General features: G+C 55.1%; 13 protein-coding genes. 10 read left to right on the top strand and 3 right to left on the bottom strand.

Going from position 1 to position 13,837, the window contains the following annotated elements; genetic code table 11:
• The 3 genes from AC3B8H_RS12355 to AC3B8H_RS12345 all read right to left on the bottom strand — a co-directional run.
• Nucleotides 1–308: DUF262 domain-containing protein (locus tag AC3B8H_RS12355; protein WP_488441873.1), on the bottom strand; the 308-nt coding region annotated here is incomplete at its 3' end.
• An 864-nt stretch (nucleotides 309–1,172) separates the two neighbouring features.
• Nucleotides 1,173–1,361: a DUF29 domain-containing protein gene (locus tag AC3B8H_RS12350; RefSeq protein WP_488441872.1), complete on the bottom strand. Its 189-nt coding sequence runs from the start codon at nucleotides 1,359–1,361 to the stop codon at nucleotides 1,173–1,175.
• A 319-nt stretch (nucleotides 1,362–1,680) separates the two neighbouring features.
• On the bottom strand, nucleotides 1,681–2,418 hold the full coding sequence (locus AC3B8H_RS12345) for a hypothetical protein (protein WP_488441871.1): 738 nt from the start codon (nucleotides 2,416–2,418) through the stop codon (nucleotides 1,681–1,683).
• A 288-nt stretch (nucleotides 2,419–2,706) separates the two neighbouring features.
• Here AC3B8H_RS12345 and AC3B8H_RS12340 point away from each other — a divergent pair, with 288 nt between their 5' ends.
• The 10 genes from AC3B8H_RS12340 to AC3B8H_RS12295 all read left to right on the top strand — a co-directional run.
• A complete protein-coding gene (locus tag AC3B8H_RS12340; protein WP_488441870.1) occupies nucleotides 2,707–3,957 on the top strand; it encodes a hypothetical protein in 1,251 nt (416 codons plus the stop codon).
• Nucleotides 3,958–3,993: 36 nt separating this feature from the next.
• Nucleotides 3,994–5,295, top strand: a complete 1,302-nt coding sequence (gene urtA, locus AC3B8H_RS12335; protein ID WP_488441869.1) for an urea ABC transporter substrate-binding protein — start codon at nucleotides 3,994–3,996, stop codon at nucleotides 5,293–5,295.
• Nucleotides 5,296–5,540: 245 nt separating this feature from the next.
• On the top strand, nucleotides 5,541–7,148 hold the full coding sequence (gene urtB / locus AC3B8H_RS12330) for an urea ABC transporter permease subunit UrtB (protein ID WP_488441868.1): 1,608 nt from the start codon (nucleotides 5,541–5,543) through the stop codon (nucleotides 7,146–7,148).
• A 507-nt stretch (nucleotides 7,149–7,655) separates the two neighbouring features.
• Nucleotides 7,656–8,042: a lysozyme inhibitor LprI family protein gene (locus tag AC3B8H_RS12325; RefSeq protein WP_488441867.1), complete on the top strand. Its 387-nt coding sequence runs from the start codon at nucleotides 7,656–7,658 to the stop codon at nucleotides 8,040–8,042.
• 969 nt (nucleotides 8,043–9,011) lie between these two features.
• On the top strand, nucleotides 9,012–10,130 hold the full coding sequence (urtC, locus tag AC3B8H_RS12320; RefSeq protein WP_488441866.1) for an urea ABC transporter permease subunit UrtC: 1,119 nt from the start codon (nucleotides 9,012–9,014) through the stop codon (nucleotides 10,128–10,130).
• A complete protein-coding gene (gene urtD, locus AC3B8H_RS12315) occupies nucleotides 10,127–10,936 on the top strand; it encodes an urea ABC transporter ATP-binding protein UrtD (RefSeq protein WP_488441865.1) in 810 nt (269 codons plus the stop codon). Before urtC ends, urtD begins: the two co-directional genes overlap by 4 nt.
• Nucleotides 10,936–11,709, top strand: a complete 774-nt coding sequence (locus AC3B8H_RS12310) for an ATP-binding cassette domain-containing protein (protein WP_488441874.1) — start codon at nucleotides 10,936–10,938, stop codon at nucleotides 11,707–11,709. Before urtD ends, AC3B8H_RS12310 begins: the two co-directional genes overlap by 1 nt.
• Nucleotides 11,710–11,904: 195 nt before the next feature.
• Complete coding sequence (locus AC3B8H_RS12305) at nucleotides 11,905–12,216, top strand: GIY-YIG nuclease family protein (RefSeq protein ID WP_488441864.1); 312 nt, start codon at nucleotides 11,905–11,907, stop codon at nucleotides 12,214–12,216.
• An 84-nt stretch (nucleotides 12,217–12,300) separates the two neighbouring features.
• Nucleotides 12,301–13,146: an urease accessory protein UreD gene (locus tag AC3B8H_RS12300; protein WP_488441863.1), complete on the top strand. Its 846-nt coding sequence runs from the start codon at nucleotides 12,301–12,303 to the stop codon at nucleotides 13,144–13,146.
• Nucleotides 13,147–13,653: 507 nt separating this feature from the next.
• The coding region (locus tag AC3B8H_RS12295) for a hypothetical protein (protein WP_488441862.1) at nucleotides 13,654–13,837 on the top strand (184 nt) is incomplete at its 3' end.

Genomic DNA, 13,837 nt, shown 5'->3' with positions numbered 1-13,837 from the left:
AGCTGATGAATACCTTCTGCATAATCAATACAGCCTAACTCCTTAAAACAGTCTCTTAGCACACATAAAATAATTGTAATAGTTGTTAATCGCTGTTGCCCATCAACTACCCCAAATTGCTGTTTTGACTTTTTATAGACAACCATTGAGCCAATAAAATAATCATTACTTTTAGTTGCTACAACATCATTCCAAAAGTCGTTAATATTCTCTTCATCCCACGAATATGGTCTTTGAAATCGAGGAATATGAAAATAACTTCCATCTAATAAACTTTCTATATCGGTGTCATTTGATTCAATCTTCATCGACTAATTCCACTAATTTTCATGTAGTCCTATAGGATGTGATGAACGGAGTGAAGCGCATCGGTCGCGAACGATGCGCCTCCTTTCGTCGGCAGCATCCTACAACACAATCAAAATCCTAGCTTTCAAAACCATTTAATAACCTTTCATATCGCGACGAGGTTGTTCCCGTTATTCCGCCCCGAGCATCGCAGCTTTTGGCGAGATCAGCCCGCAGGGGAGCGGCAGGAATGCCGCTCGTTTTCGGAGGGGCTGGGAAGCCGCTTTCGAAAACCCTCGTCAATGGCGGAATGTCGGGTGGCCTTTTCTTTGGATACTTTCTTTTGGCCAAGCACAAATTCGCCTGGAGCGAATTTGAACAGCCGATAGCCTGGCCCGCAGAGCGAAACTCACGGATGTGTTTCGTGAAACCGACATTCAAACCAAGCGTCGCGCCAGCGACACTTTGTTACCCCCTCATCCTAGCCTTCTCCCTGAGGGAGAAGGAACAACACACTTCCCCCATATTGTGGCCATCAAGCTCTGGAACACAAAAAATCAAAGCAATCATCGTTGGCCATCGGCGACATACTACATAAGAACTACTTATCCAAACTTACACAACTACCCGCAGACCGTTCTATTCGAGATGGGGGTTAATCCCCTGATGCCGCGCCGAGCACCGGAGGGTTTGAGCGGTAATGCCCGACAGGGGCGCGGCAGGGATGCCGCGCGTTTTTGGAGGGCTATGGATAGCCCTTCCAAAAACCCCGCTCAAACCCGCAGGCGCGCAGGATCAAAGCGGCATGGGGTGTCGTTTCTTTTGGGTACTTTTCTTTGGACAAGCAAAGAAAAGTACCTCGGCTGTCGGGCCGAGACCCGACATTAAAACCGCCCGTCGCGCCAACGACACAAAACCGTCAAGTGACTGCCCAATGCCCGTTTTTCGCTTCGACCCATGCTTTCCAACTCCTCGGCAATGTTTTGCAGGTTCAATTCGTTGAAACGGCCCGCGCGGATTGCGGAGGCTTGTTCGTGGGTCCAACGGTAGAAGTCGGTTTCGTAGGTACTCATGGCTAAACCTCATGCTGTCTGACGATCCCGATTATAACTGATCGTACTTGGCGGCCGTTCGCGCCTAGGACTCCAGGGCTGGCCGAGCCCGTTCGCTTCGGCTCCGCTCAGCGACCGGCTCAACTCAGCAGCAACCGACCCGACGCCACCAGCGACCGACTCTACGCCACCAGCGACCGACTCTACGCCGCCAGCAACCGACCCGACGCCGCCAGCGAACGACTCAACGCCGCTCAGCGAACGGCTCAACCGGCAACAATCAAGACAAACGCTCGACGCCTATTTGGACGAACGGCATCCCGGCAAGCCCGACTACCCATCACTTCCGCTCATGCCCAAAGGTAAAAATCACCGGATTGCCTTGGTTGTGAATAATCACCTCCTTCTTCGGCTCGTCGCCGATTGCCGCCGGTTGCGCCGACCCGCTCGCATCGGAACCTGTAGCCGGAATCTCCCGAACTTCCACCCGCACGTCCGGCATCCACTTGGGTTTGAACAGCGCGGTCTTCACCCGACCCTGGGTTTTCGGCAGCGGCGCGTGCTCCAGCACGTCCAGACAGGCGGTGCTGATTTGATCGACCAATTTGTCGGTCACGTAACTTTGGGCGACATCCTTGCCGAACGCATGGGCGCTGAAGGTGGACTCGCGTTCGATCAACACCGCCTGAGTGCCGGCGTCCCGCAAAATGCAGGTGATCGGCATTACGTCGGCTTTTTGAAAATCGACGGCGCGCGGGTCGGAATTGCCGGACGAAAACGAGAAACCAACCGGAGTTTCGCGGTGGGCGACCTTGCCCAGCTTGGCTTGCAGGTCGTGGCTGAACGGCCCCTGCGCCGGCAACGGAAATTCCCATTCGGCCAGATTAGCTCTAACTCGGTCGGCCAATGCCGCCGCTTCCAACCCAAAGCCGAACTGGCGCAGATTGTCGTCGGCCACGCTAAAAGCCACGGCTTGCAAGGGTTTGACGGTATCGGCGGCCAGCGCCCGCGCCGGCGGGACCAGCCCAGCAACGGCGGCGGCCAGCGCCAAACCAGCCCAGCGGTACAGTCGCGGCATTCGCGCCGAATCCGCGTTTCGATCGCGGCCACAGCCGCTCCCGTCTTTCATGACCAACGAATGACCGGCGCGCCGTTCTGGCCCATTTTCTAATGTCGAATTCATAAATTCCCCTCGGTTCTAGCGGCTTACTCTACGGGAAGCCATTGTTTTCCAACCATACGTCAAATAACTGATGAGTCATTTACCCGATTGTGGCGGGTAGCGACAAAATTCAAAAATCTCCCCGAAGCTTCGAACGCCGGACCGTCGGTCCCGGCAGTTTTCAATCCACACCAGGGGAATGTAATGACAGATATCAATCCACCCAAGCACAATCGCCGGGCCGCCCGGATGCTCGGTAGCGTGGCGCTGAGCGCCCTCGGCCTGAGCCAGGCGCCGGACGCGCTGGCCGGCGCGACGTTTAAAATCGACGACACTAAATGGGTCAGCGTCGGCGCCGGTTTACGCACCAGCTTCCGGGCCCAGGAAGGCTCGGTCGGCGCGAACGCCGACAAATGGAGCAACGATTTCAACCTGGACAATATCCGTTTATACATCAACGGCCAGATTCACAAATATCTAAAAGTGGAATTCAACACCGACTGCCAAACCTGCGGCAACGGCGGCGAAGTGCGGGTGCTGGACGCGATCGGCAAATTCGAGGTCACCCCCTACGCCAACTTGTGGGTCGGCCGGATGCTGGTCCCGGCAGAACGCCGCGAGATGAACGGTCCGTTCTACAGCGCGGTGTATAACATCTTCTCCGCCGGCACCCCGTTCGAGCCGTCCGACTACAACCTGACCATCAAATCCGACGGCACCTCGGCCGGTTCCTTCGGCCGCGACGACGGTGCCACTTTCTGGGGCGCGGTATTCGACGGCCGTCTCCAATACGCGGCCGGTTTCTTCCGCGGCCTGCGCGGCGGCGCCAATGTAGACGACAATATTCTGTACGCGCAACGCTTTGCCTACAACTTCTGGGACGTCGAAAAAAATCCCGGCTACTACACCTCCGGCACTTATTACGGCAAGGGCGGCGATATTCTGACCGTCGGCGTATCCAACCAGTACCAGGAAGATGGCGCCGGCACGCTGAGTTCTCCCGGCAGCTTTCGCGGCACCACCGCCGACGTGTTGATGGAAAAAGTGTTGCCGGGCGGCGGCGTGGTCACCTTGAACGGCGAGTACAAAAACTACGGTATTACCGGCCCATACAGCCAAGCCATCCGCGACGCGGAAGGCACGGACGGCACGCCGGCCCAGTTCTCGATGTTCGAAGGCAACGCTTACGATATCAGCGGCATGTATCTGTTCCCGCAAAAAATCGGCATCGGCCAATTCCAGCCATATCTGCGCTATGTCAACGTGTCGCCGGACAACAGCCCCAACCGGGAAGTGTATGAAGGCGGCGTCAATTACATCATCGACGGCCACAACGCCAAAATTTTCGCCGCCTATCAATACGGCGACCTGCTGACCAAGGGCTTGAACTACAAATCCACCGCCAGCGGCGAGAACGCCAGCCAGGTCATGGTCGGCTTCCAGTGGCAAATCTAGGACTTAACTTATTCCCTCGCAAATAGGACTATCACTATGACGAAATTCACTAACCCCTTCCGCAAACTCGCCATCGGCGCCGCGCTGTCGTCGGTGCTGTTCATGGCCGCCTCGCCGGTCCGCGCCGAAGACACGATTAAAGTGGGTGTGTTGCATTCGCTGTCAGGGACGATGGCGATCTCCGAAACCACATTGAAAGACACCATGCTGATGCTGATCGACGAGCAGAACAAAAAAGGCGGCCTGCTCGGCAAAAAGCTGGAGCCGGTGGTGGTTGACCCGGCTTCCAACTGGCCGTTGTTCGCGGAAAAAGCCCGCGAGCTGATCACCAAGGATAAAGTCTCGGCCATCTTCGGCTGCTGGACCTCCGTTTCCCGCAAATCGGTACTGCCGGTCATCGAAGAGCTGAACAGCATCCTGTTCTATCCAGTGCAATACGAAGGCGAAGAGTCGTCGAAAAACGTGTTCTACACCGGCGCCGCGCCCAACCAGCAAGCGATTCCGGCGGTCGATTACCTGATGAACGATCTGAAAGTGCAACGCTGGGTGTTGGCCGGTACCGACTACGTTTATCCGCGCACTACCAACAAAATCCTGGAAGCTTACCTGAAAGCCAAGGGCGTCAAGGATAAGGACATCATGATCAATTACACCCCGTTCGGCCATTCCGACTGGCAAAGCATCGTCGCCGACATCAAAAAATTCGGTTCGGCCGGCAAGAAAACCGCCGTGGTTTCGACGATCAACGGCGACGCCAACGTGCCGTTCTATAAAGAATTGGGTAACCAGGGCATCAAAGCTGAGGACATTCCGGTCGTCGCTTTCTCGGTCGGCGAAGAGGAATTGTCCGGCATGGATACCAAACCGCTGGTCGGCCATTTGGCGGCTTGGAACTACTTCATGAGCGTCGATACCACCAAAAACGCCGCCTTCATCCAACAATGGAAGGACTACATCAAGAACCCGAAACGCGTCACCAACGACCCGATGGAAGCCCATTACATCGGCTTCAACATGTGGGTGAAAGCGGTCGAGAAAGCCGGCACCACCGATCCTGACGCGGTACAAAAAGCCCTGATCGGCGTCGAATTCCCCAACCTGAGCGGCGGCGTGGCGAAAATGCTGCCTAACCACCACATCAGCAAACCGGTGTTGATCGGCGAAATTCAAGAAGACGGCCAGTTCGTCACAGTCTGGCAAACCAATAAAGTCGTCGACGGCGACGCCTGGTCCGACTTCCTGCCGGACAGCAAACCGATCATCGCCGACTGGACCGCGCCGATCAGCTGCGGCAACTACAACACCAAAACCAAGAAATGTTCAGGTCAAAAATACTGATCGGATGAACTCGGCGGATGCTCGATCACATCCGCCTCACGCTTAACCAGGGTTGCACCGGCACGGATGCCGGCGCGGCCCACCACGAAGGAATCGCCATGTCTGTTTATTGTTCGCAAACCGCTTTAATAACGCCGCTCGGCCGCGCCTCGGCCGTTGCTCTTTTCCTATCCCTGTGTTCAGTTCGTACTCCTCTGTGGGCCGGGGCCAAGCCGAGCGGCGTTATCAAAGCGATTTTTTTGTGCGTGAGTTACGCGCTCAGTACCCTCCTGTTTATCTTCGCAGCCTCGGTCCAAGCACAAGAACCGGACGCCTTCAGCCAACATCTGGAACAGTTACGGGTCGGCAGCATGGCCGACCGCGAAGCCGCGATCGAAAGTCTGGCCGCCGACGGCCGCGCCTTGCCGGCGCTGCAAGCCTTGCTGGACGGCAAATTGTTCGATCTGAAAGCCGAGAGCAAACTGGTCATCGGCGTGGAATCGTCGGCCGGTTATCAATTGACCGACGCGGCCAGCGGCGCGGCACTTGCGGAAGTGGACCGCGCGGCGGTCGGCAAAATCAACGTCACCAACAAACTGCGCGGCAGCTTGCGCAAGGCCATCGGCCAACTGCAATTAAACGTCGCCGACGCCGACGCCCGCTTGGCGGCGGTCAAGGCGATGGCAAAAGAGATAGACGACAAGGGCCTGGACTTGCTGCGCGGCCGTCTGGAACAAGAAAGCGCGCCCAAGGTTCGCGCCGCGATCGAGGAAATCCTGCTGCTCCGAGACATCGACAGCGACGACAAGACCAAGCGCATCGCCGCCATTTCCACCTTGAAAGACCGAACCAGCCAAGACGCCGCCAACCGCCTGCAAGCCCTGACCGAGAAAGACGCCGACGGCAATTTTATCGAGCCCGACAGCGACATCCGCAATCTGGCCGAAGCCGCGCTGGTCAGCATCCACAACCGCTTGCAAACCTACGCCGTGATCGAAACCGTGTTCTTCGGCCTGAGTTTGGGTGCGGTGCTGGTGCTGGCCGCCATCGGCCTGGCGATTACGTTTGGCGTAATGGGCGTGATCAACATGGCCCACGGCGAGCTGATGATGCTGGGCGCTTACACCACTTACGTGATGCAGCAACTGCTGCCGAATAACCTGGGTACGGCGCTGATTCTGTCGATTCCGATGGCTTTCCTGGTCGCGGCCTTGGTCGGTATCGCCATCGAGCGCGGCATCATCCGCTTCCTATACGGCCGGCCGTTGGAAACCCTGTTGGCGACCTTCGGTGTCAGCCTGTTCCTGCAACAAGCGGTGCGCTCGATCTTCTCGCCGCTGAACCGCAGCGTCTCCACCCCGGAATGGATGAGCGGCTCCTGGCAGATCAACGACTTTCTCTCGCTGACCTGGAACCGCTTTTACATCCTGATCTTCTGCCTACTGGTGTTCACCGCTCTGCTGCAAATCTTGAAGCGCACCAAATTAGGTTTGGAAGTCCGCGCCGTCGCCCAAAATCGCGGCATGGCGAGGGCGATGGGCATCCCCACTTCGCGGGTCGATGCGATGACCTTCGGCTTGGGCTCTGGCATCGCCGGCGTGGCCGGCGTGGCCCTGAGCCAGATCACCAACGTCGGGCCGAACTTGGGTCAGGCTTATATCGTCGATTCGTTCATGGTGGTGGTGTTTGGCGGGGTTGGTAATTTGTTCGGAACGTTGGTCGCCGGGTTTTCGTTGGGCATCGCCAATAAGGTATTGGAGCCTTACGCCGGGGCGGTGTTGGCGAAGATTTTGGTGTTGGTGTTCATTATTTTGTTTATTCAGAAGAAGCCTAGGGGGTTGTTTCCGCAGAAAGGGAGAGCTGCTGAGTCTTGAGGTTTTGGAGGTTGTGTCGCTGTCGCGACGGGTTGTTTTGAAGTCGGGTCTCGGCCCGACAGCCGAAATACTTTCTTTTGCGTGGCCAAAAGAAAGTATTCAAAGAAAAGGCCACCCCACCGCCGCTTATTCCCTGCGCTCCTCGGGTTTGAACGGGGTTGCCTGAAGGGGCTTCCCAGCCCCTGCATGCAACGCGCCGCATCCATGCGACGCCCCTAACGGGCTATTCCGTTCAAACCCTCCGGTGCTCGGCGCGGCAGAGGCGAGTAAACCCCTCGCGCGATTTTGAGTGGATGCATAGTTTGACGATGGTAAGAATTTGTAGGATGTGCCGACGGTAGGAGGCGCATCGCTCGCGACAGATGCGCTTCGCATTCGCTCAGCACATCCTACGGGCTAGCCCTCATATGCGCCGAGTTGGAACGAGAGAAAGCTTATAGGGTGTACAAAACGAAGAGATAACTCCTACACTCTGTTGACACACGTTTCAAGTTACGGGGGTTTCCAATGAAGATGGTCGTTTTGCAATTTGTCCTGGTGTTATTTTCGTTAAACGCGTTTTCAAATGAATGCGACGAACTTCCAACAGGTAGCGGAATAAGGTCCGACTGTGATGCTAAATCATCTTTAGAAACCGCAGAAAAAGAGCTAGATGTTGCATATAAAAAGTTATTAGAAATTCTTTCTATGTCCGATTCATATAAAAAACAAGCTGATGATTTAGTGGAATCTCAAATGACTTGGATGAAATATCGAGAACAGTTTTGCTCTATAAAGGCAGATATTAATGGAGGTTCATCATCATGGGTTGCATCATCCTACACATATTGCAAGTCAGGTATGGCTGAACAACAAACTAAAGAATTGAATAATATTTTAAGTAACTTCGAATAGGAGTCGTAGGGTGGGCACGATTAAGTGCCCACGCGGAACAACAGCCAACGGTGGGCAAAGTTGCCCACCCTACGGAAATTTGGGCGACTGATCGTTGTAACCCCCGTATGCCGCGCCGAGCACCGAAGTTTCGATCAGCACCTAGGGAGCTAAGCCTGGTATACAAACCACCCCACAAGGTACCAAGCCAAGATTAATGCAGGAAAAATAAAGATGATGTTAATAGGGAACCCTGTAAATAAAACACAAACAATACCCGAAATTGTCCCCAAAATTGGCCATATTTTTTTTAGTTTCTTATCTTGAACCCAACAAATACTCATAACGGCTAAAACAACCCAAGAAAACAGCATTAATAGACCAAGATAACCAAAAGAATAATCATGACTGGATCGCGATGTAAATACGGAAAATAACGACGCGAAAGTCACCAACAAACCCATGAATGATGATGAAAAACACAATATAACGATTATAACTCTGTGCCGCTGCAAGTTATTCATAGGCTTATTTAATTACTGAGCAAAAATTGATCATGGGCAACTGCTAAATAATAACGACAATAAATGTAGCAGATCCAAGGCATATCGTTAGGAGGCTCAATTGTGTGCCCCCGGCGGCTGATGGTTTTATCCCCTGATGCCGCGCCGAGCACCGGAGGGTTTGGCGAGAAGTTGCCCGCAGGGGCGCGGCAGGGATGCCGCGCGTTTTCGGAGGGCTAGGACGGCCCTTCCGAAAACCCTCGACAAACCCGCAGGAGCGCAGGACAAATCGGCAGGATAGCCGATTTGCATGCGATAGCACCCGAAGGGCGAGGCACAGGGATGTGCCGAGTGAGCTAAGCGGCATGGGGCCGCCTTTCTTTTGGATACTTTTCTTTGGCGGAGCAAAGAAAAGTATCGCGGTAGCCGGTCCGCGAACCGGCATTAAAACACCCGTCGCGATAGCGACACCAAACCAGGCAGTCAAATGAACCTACAAAATCTGACTCAAGACAAAACCTACGCCACCACCCTAACCACGCTGGCGGCGATAACCCTCTTAATCCCCCTCTGCAACCTCATCTTCCCCGAAGACTCGGCCCTGCATTTCTCCGCGTACTCGGTATCCCTGATCGGCAAATACCTCACCTTCGCCCTGCTTGGCTTATCGCTGGACATGGTCTGGGGATACGCCGGGATTCTGGTCCTCGGCCAAGGAGCCTTCTTTGCGTTGGGCGGCTATGCCATGGGCATGTATCTGATGCGGCAGATCGGCACTCGCGGCGTCTATGGCAATGCCGAGCTGCCGGACTTCATGGTGTTCCTGAACTGGACCGAACTGCCTTGGTACTGGTATGGCTTCGAGAACTTCGGTTTCGCGATGTTGATGGTATTCCTCGCCCCTGGCCTGCTGGCGTTCGTGTTCGGCTGGTTGGCGTTTCGCTCGCGGGTGACCGGCGTGTATTTGTCCATCATCACCCAAGCGTTGACTTACGCGCTGTTGCTAGCCTTTTTCCGCAACGAAATGGGCTTTGGCGGCAACAACGGCTTGACGGACTTCAAAGACATCCTGGGCTTCAATATCCAATCCGAAGCGGTCCGCTCGATGTTGTTACTAATGACCGGTCTCAGCCTGATCGGCGCCTTGCTGCTGTGCCGCTGGATCGTCAACAGCAAGCTGGGCCGGGTGGTCACGGCCATCCGTGACCAAGAATCCCGGGTGCGATTTCTGGGTTACCGGGTGGAATTGTTCAAACTCTGGGTGTTCGTGTTTGCCGCCATGTTGGCGGGCTTGGCCGGCGCGCTGTACGTGCCGCAAGTCGGCATCATCAACCCCAGCGAATTTTCGCCGCTCAACTCGCTAGAAATTGTCATCTGGGTCGCAGTGGGCGGCCGCGGCACCTTGTACGGGGCGATCATCGGTGCGGTGCTGGTGAATTATACCAAAACCGTGTTGACCGGCTTGATGCCGGACGCCTGGCTGTTTTGCCTGGGCGGCGCCTTCATCCTGGTCACCCTGTTAATGCCGGATGGCATCGTCGGCCTGCTACGCCGGCGGATTAAACCCAAACCCACTCTCAACGCTACCGGAGGACAACCGGCATGATGATCTCGGCTGCATCCACACCCGAAGGCGGCGCCAGCCTGCCCCTGACCGGCGAAGTCGACGCCCGCCACGGCCCGATTCTGTACATGGAGGACGTAAGCGTCAGTTTCGACGGCTTCCGGGCACTGAACCACCTGTCGCTGTACATCGACGACGGCGAACTGCGCTGCCTGATCGGCCCCAACGGTGCCGGCAAAACCACCTTGATGGACGTCATCACCGGCAAAACCAAACCCGACAGCGGCTCGGTGTTCTTCGGCCAGACCATCGATTTGCTGGAACTGGACGAACCGGCCATCGCCCAGGCCGGTATCTGCCGCAAGTTTCAAAAGCCCAGCGTGTTCGATGCTTTGACCGTGTTCGAGAACCTGGAACTGGCCTTGAAAACCGACAAGCGCACCTGGCCGACGCTGTTTCATAAACTCAACGGCGAGCAGCGCGATCGCATCCAGGATGTGTTGCAAACCATCGCCCTGCCCGCGCAACAACGGCAAATGGCTGGCGCGCTGTCGCACGGCCAAAAGCAATGGCTGGAGATCGGCATGCTGCTGATGCAAGACCCGAAAGTGATGCTGGTCGACGAACCCATCGCCGGCATGACCCATCAAGAAGTGGAACGCACCGCCGAGTTATTGCTGTCCTTGCAAGGCCAGCATTCCATCGTGGTGGTCGAACACGATATGGAGTTCGTGCGCAGCATCGCCCGCAAAGTCACGGTGCTGCACGAAGGCAGCGTACTCACCGAAGGCAGCATGGACGAAGTCCAAAACGATCCGCGCGTGATCCAAGTTTACCTGGGGGGATGATGTTAAATATCAGCGCATTGCAACAATACTATGGCGCCAGCCACACCCTGTGGGACCTGGATTTGAGCGTACCCGCCGGGTCCTGCGTCTGCCTGATGGGCCGCAACGGCGTCGGCAAAACTACACTGCTCAAAGCCATCATGGGCCTGTTGCCGGTGGCCGACGGCAGCATTCAATTCGACGGCGTTGAATTGGCCAAAGCCAAGGCCGAATCCCGCGCCGAACTAGGCATCGGTTACGTGCCGCAAGGCCGGGAAATATTTCCGTTATTAACCGTGGAAGAAAACCTGAAAACCGGCCTGCGCGCCGCCAATAAACACGGCATCAAAAAAGTCCCGGACAGCATCTTCGAGATTTTCCCGGTGTTAAAACAAATGTTGAAACGCCGCGGCGGCGACCTGTCCGGTGGCCAGCAACAGCAATTGGCTATTGGCCGGGCGCTGGTGCTAAATCCGCGCTTGCTGATTCTGGACGAACCGACCGAAGGCATCCAGCCCAACATCGTCAGCGAAATCGGCGATGTGATTATCCGCTTGAACAAATCGCGCGGTGTGCCCACGCCCCCCCCTAAACCGGAAACCGGCGAAATTCATCAAGCCATAGACCGTATTCACAAAGAATTGGGCGTGACGGTGTTGCTGGTGGAACAAAAACTGCCATTTGCCCGCAAGGTGGCGAACCAGTTTTGCATCATGGACCGTGGCCGGCATGTGGCGGTGGGGGCGATGGAGGAATTGGCGGACGATATGGTGAAGCGGTATTTGACGGTGTAGTATCCCGTTTATAGGCTATTAAGCTAGCGTCGAATTTAAGGATACCGTTTGATTAAGCCGTTCGTGGTGAGCTTGTCGAACCACGAACGGCTTAACCACTTTGAAATTGTCGTTAGTTGATATTCCATCCGTCCTTCGACAAGCTCAGGACGAACGGATTATCAACTTGCCGCGCCCTTCTAATGGAGATGCAAAATGTTTTGGGTTTACATCCTGCGATGTGCCGATGGCAGTTATTACACCGGCCATACCGACGACATCGAAAAACGTATAGCCCAACACCAGACAGGCGAATGCGGCGGCTACACGGCCACGCGACTTCCAGTTGAATGTATTTGGTCGCAGGCAACCTATACCCGAGAAGAAGCAATATCAGCAGAACGGCAAATCAAAGGTTGGAGCCGAAAGAAAAAAGAAGCCATGATGAAGGGTGACTGGGCGGAAGTTTGCCGGCTGGCGAAAAGCCAATCCATTCATCCTTCGACTAGCTCAGGACGAACGGATTGACTTTACCAATCTCGCCTATAAACACCGTTCGCCCTGAGCCTGTCGAAGGGCGCGCTAAAACTAGATTTAACCTTTGGGTTTCAAATGTATCGCCAACTGGCTGAGAAAAATTTTTGTGAGCCTTTATCGGGCCACTGGGAAGCCGAACTGACTTTAGACTTCGCCCCGCGCGGCGCCAAAACCGCCTTGGTCAACCGCGCTCATCGTGGCCCGCTGACCGTACAAAGGCCGTTTTATCCGGAAGGCGAGGTATGCCATGTTTATCTGCTGCACCCGCCCGGCGGCGTGGTCGCTGGCGACCGCCTGACCATCAACGCCGATGCCACAGCCAGGGCCCAAACGTTGATCACCACGCCCGCCGCCGGCAAGTTTTACCGTAGCGGCGGCGGCGAAGCCCGGCAAACCGTCAATCTCAACGTAGCTGATGGCGCCAGCCTGGAGTGGCTGCCGCAAGAAACCATCGTTTACGAAGGTGCGCGTCTAAATTCCAGCATGCATATCGAGTTGGCCCAGCACGCCCGCTTCATCGGCTGGGAAATCTTGGCCTTGGGACGCCCGGCCGCCGGCGAAGGCTTTGCCAACGGCGCCGCCACTTTAAACTGGCGCATCAGCCGCGCCGGGCGTTTGGTTTATATGGAACGCTTACGCCTGGATGCCGAAGCGTTTCAGGCCCGCTGGGGTTTGTTCGGGCATTCGGCATGCGGGACGCTGTTTGTTTATCCTGCTTCGGCTTTGCATTTGGCGGCGGTGCAGGCATTGATTGGGGATGAGGCTAATCGTGGGGTGACTTTGATTGAGGGTTTGTTGATTTGTCGGGGATTGGATCGGCGGGCGGATTTGTTGAAAGGGTTTTTTGAGGAGGTTTGGGGATTGGTAAGGGGGGATGTTGTTGGGAAGGCGGTTTGTGCGCCGAGGATTTGGGCGACATGAGGTTTTGAATTTTCTCGGGGTTTAGCTCCCTCTCCCTCCGGGAGAGGGTTGGGGTGAGGGGATTTGAATTTAGTGTCGCTACCGCGACGGTTTTTTTATGTGTCGGTTCGCGGACCGACAACCGCGATACTTTCTTTTGCTTGGCCAAAAGAAAGTATCCAAAGAAAAAGCCACCCCATGCCGCTTTGATCCTGCGCGCCGAAGGGTTTGAACGGGGTTTTCGGAAGGGCTATCCATAGCCCTCCGAAAACGCGATGCATCCCTGCATCGCCCCTGCGGGCTGATCCGCCCAAACCCTTCGGTGCTCGGCGCGGCATAGGGGATTAACCTCGTCGCGCGGAGAATAGTTGTTGTGTGATTTTGTAGTTTGAGTTTCAAGTTCTGTTGTAGGATGCTGCCAATGTTAGGACGCGCATCTCTCGCGAACGATGTACGTCATCTAGTTGAGTACCTCTAAACGCTTATTCAAAATAATGTCCAGATTTCACAATAATGGTAAACCTTTTTATGGAACAAAATAAACCATATGACTTTCCAACAGATTTTTATGACTTCTGCTTTATGCCAAAATTCGATGAAAACATCGAGTATTTAAGAGGCTTAGCTGAGCATGAAGATTGGGAATATCAAAACACACCAGTAAACTATGCTCATCCAATCCTGAGAAATTATATTAAGTACACCTATCAGA

The sequence above is a fragment of the Methylomonas sp. BG-2 genome, from assembly GCF_057766305.1.
The sequence above is the reverse complement of the archived record's forward strand: the minus strand, read 5'-3'. Positions and strand labels throughout refer to the sequence as shown.

Bases quoted from the DNA above. Each gene is read 5' to 3' on its own strand.
- AC3B8H_RS12350 (WP_488441872.1), bottom strand. From the start codon at position 1,361: ATGAGTACCTACGAAACCGACTTCTACCGTTGGACCCACGAACAAGCC.
- AC3B8H_RS12345 (WP_488441871.1), bottom strand. From the start codon at position 2,418: ATGCCGCGACTGTACCGCTGGGCTGGTTTGGCGCTGGCCGCCGCCGTT.
- AC3B8H_RS12340 (WP_488441870.1), top strand. From the start codon at position 2,707: ATGACAGATATCAATCCACCCAAGCACAATCGCCGGGCCGCCCGGATG.
- urtA (WP_488441869.1), top strand. From the start codon at position 3,994: ATGACGAAATTCACTAACCCCTTCCGCAAACTCGCCATCGGCGCCGCG.
- AC3B8H_RS12325 (WP_488441867.1), top strand. From the start codon at position 7,656: ATGAAGATGGTCGTTTTGCAATTTGTCCTGGTGTTATTTTCGTTAAAC.
- urtC (WP_488441866.1), top strand. From the start codon at position 9,012: ATGAACCTACAAAATCTGACTCAAGACAAAACCTACGCCACCACCCTA.
- urtD (WP_488441865.1), top strand. From the start codon at position 10,127: ATGATGATCTCGGCTGCATCCACACCCGAAGGCGGCGCCAGCCTGCCC.
- AC3B8H_RS12310 (WP_488441874.1), top strand. From the start codon at position 10,936: ATGTTAAATATCAGCGCATTGCAACAATACTATGGCGCCAGCCACACC.
- AC3B8H_RS12305 (WP_488441864.1), top strand. From the start codon at position 11,905: ATGTTTTGGGTTTACATCCTGCGATGTGCCGATGGCAGTTATTACACC.
- AC3B8H_RS12300 (WP_488441863.1), top strand. From the start codon at position 12,301: ATGTATCGCCAACTGGCTGAGAAAAATTTTTGTGAGCCTTTATCGGGC.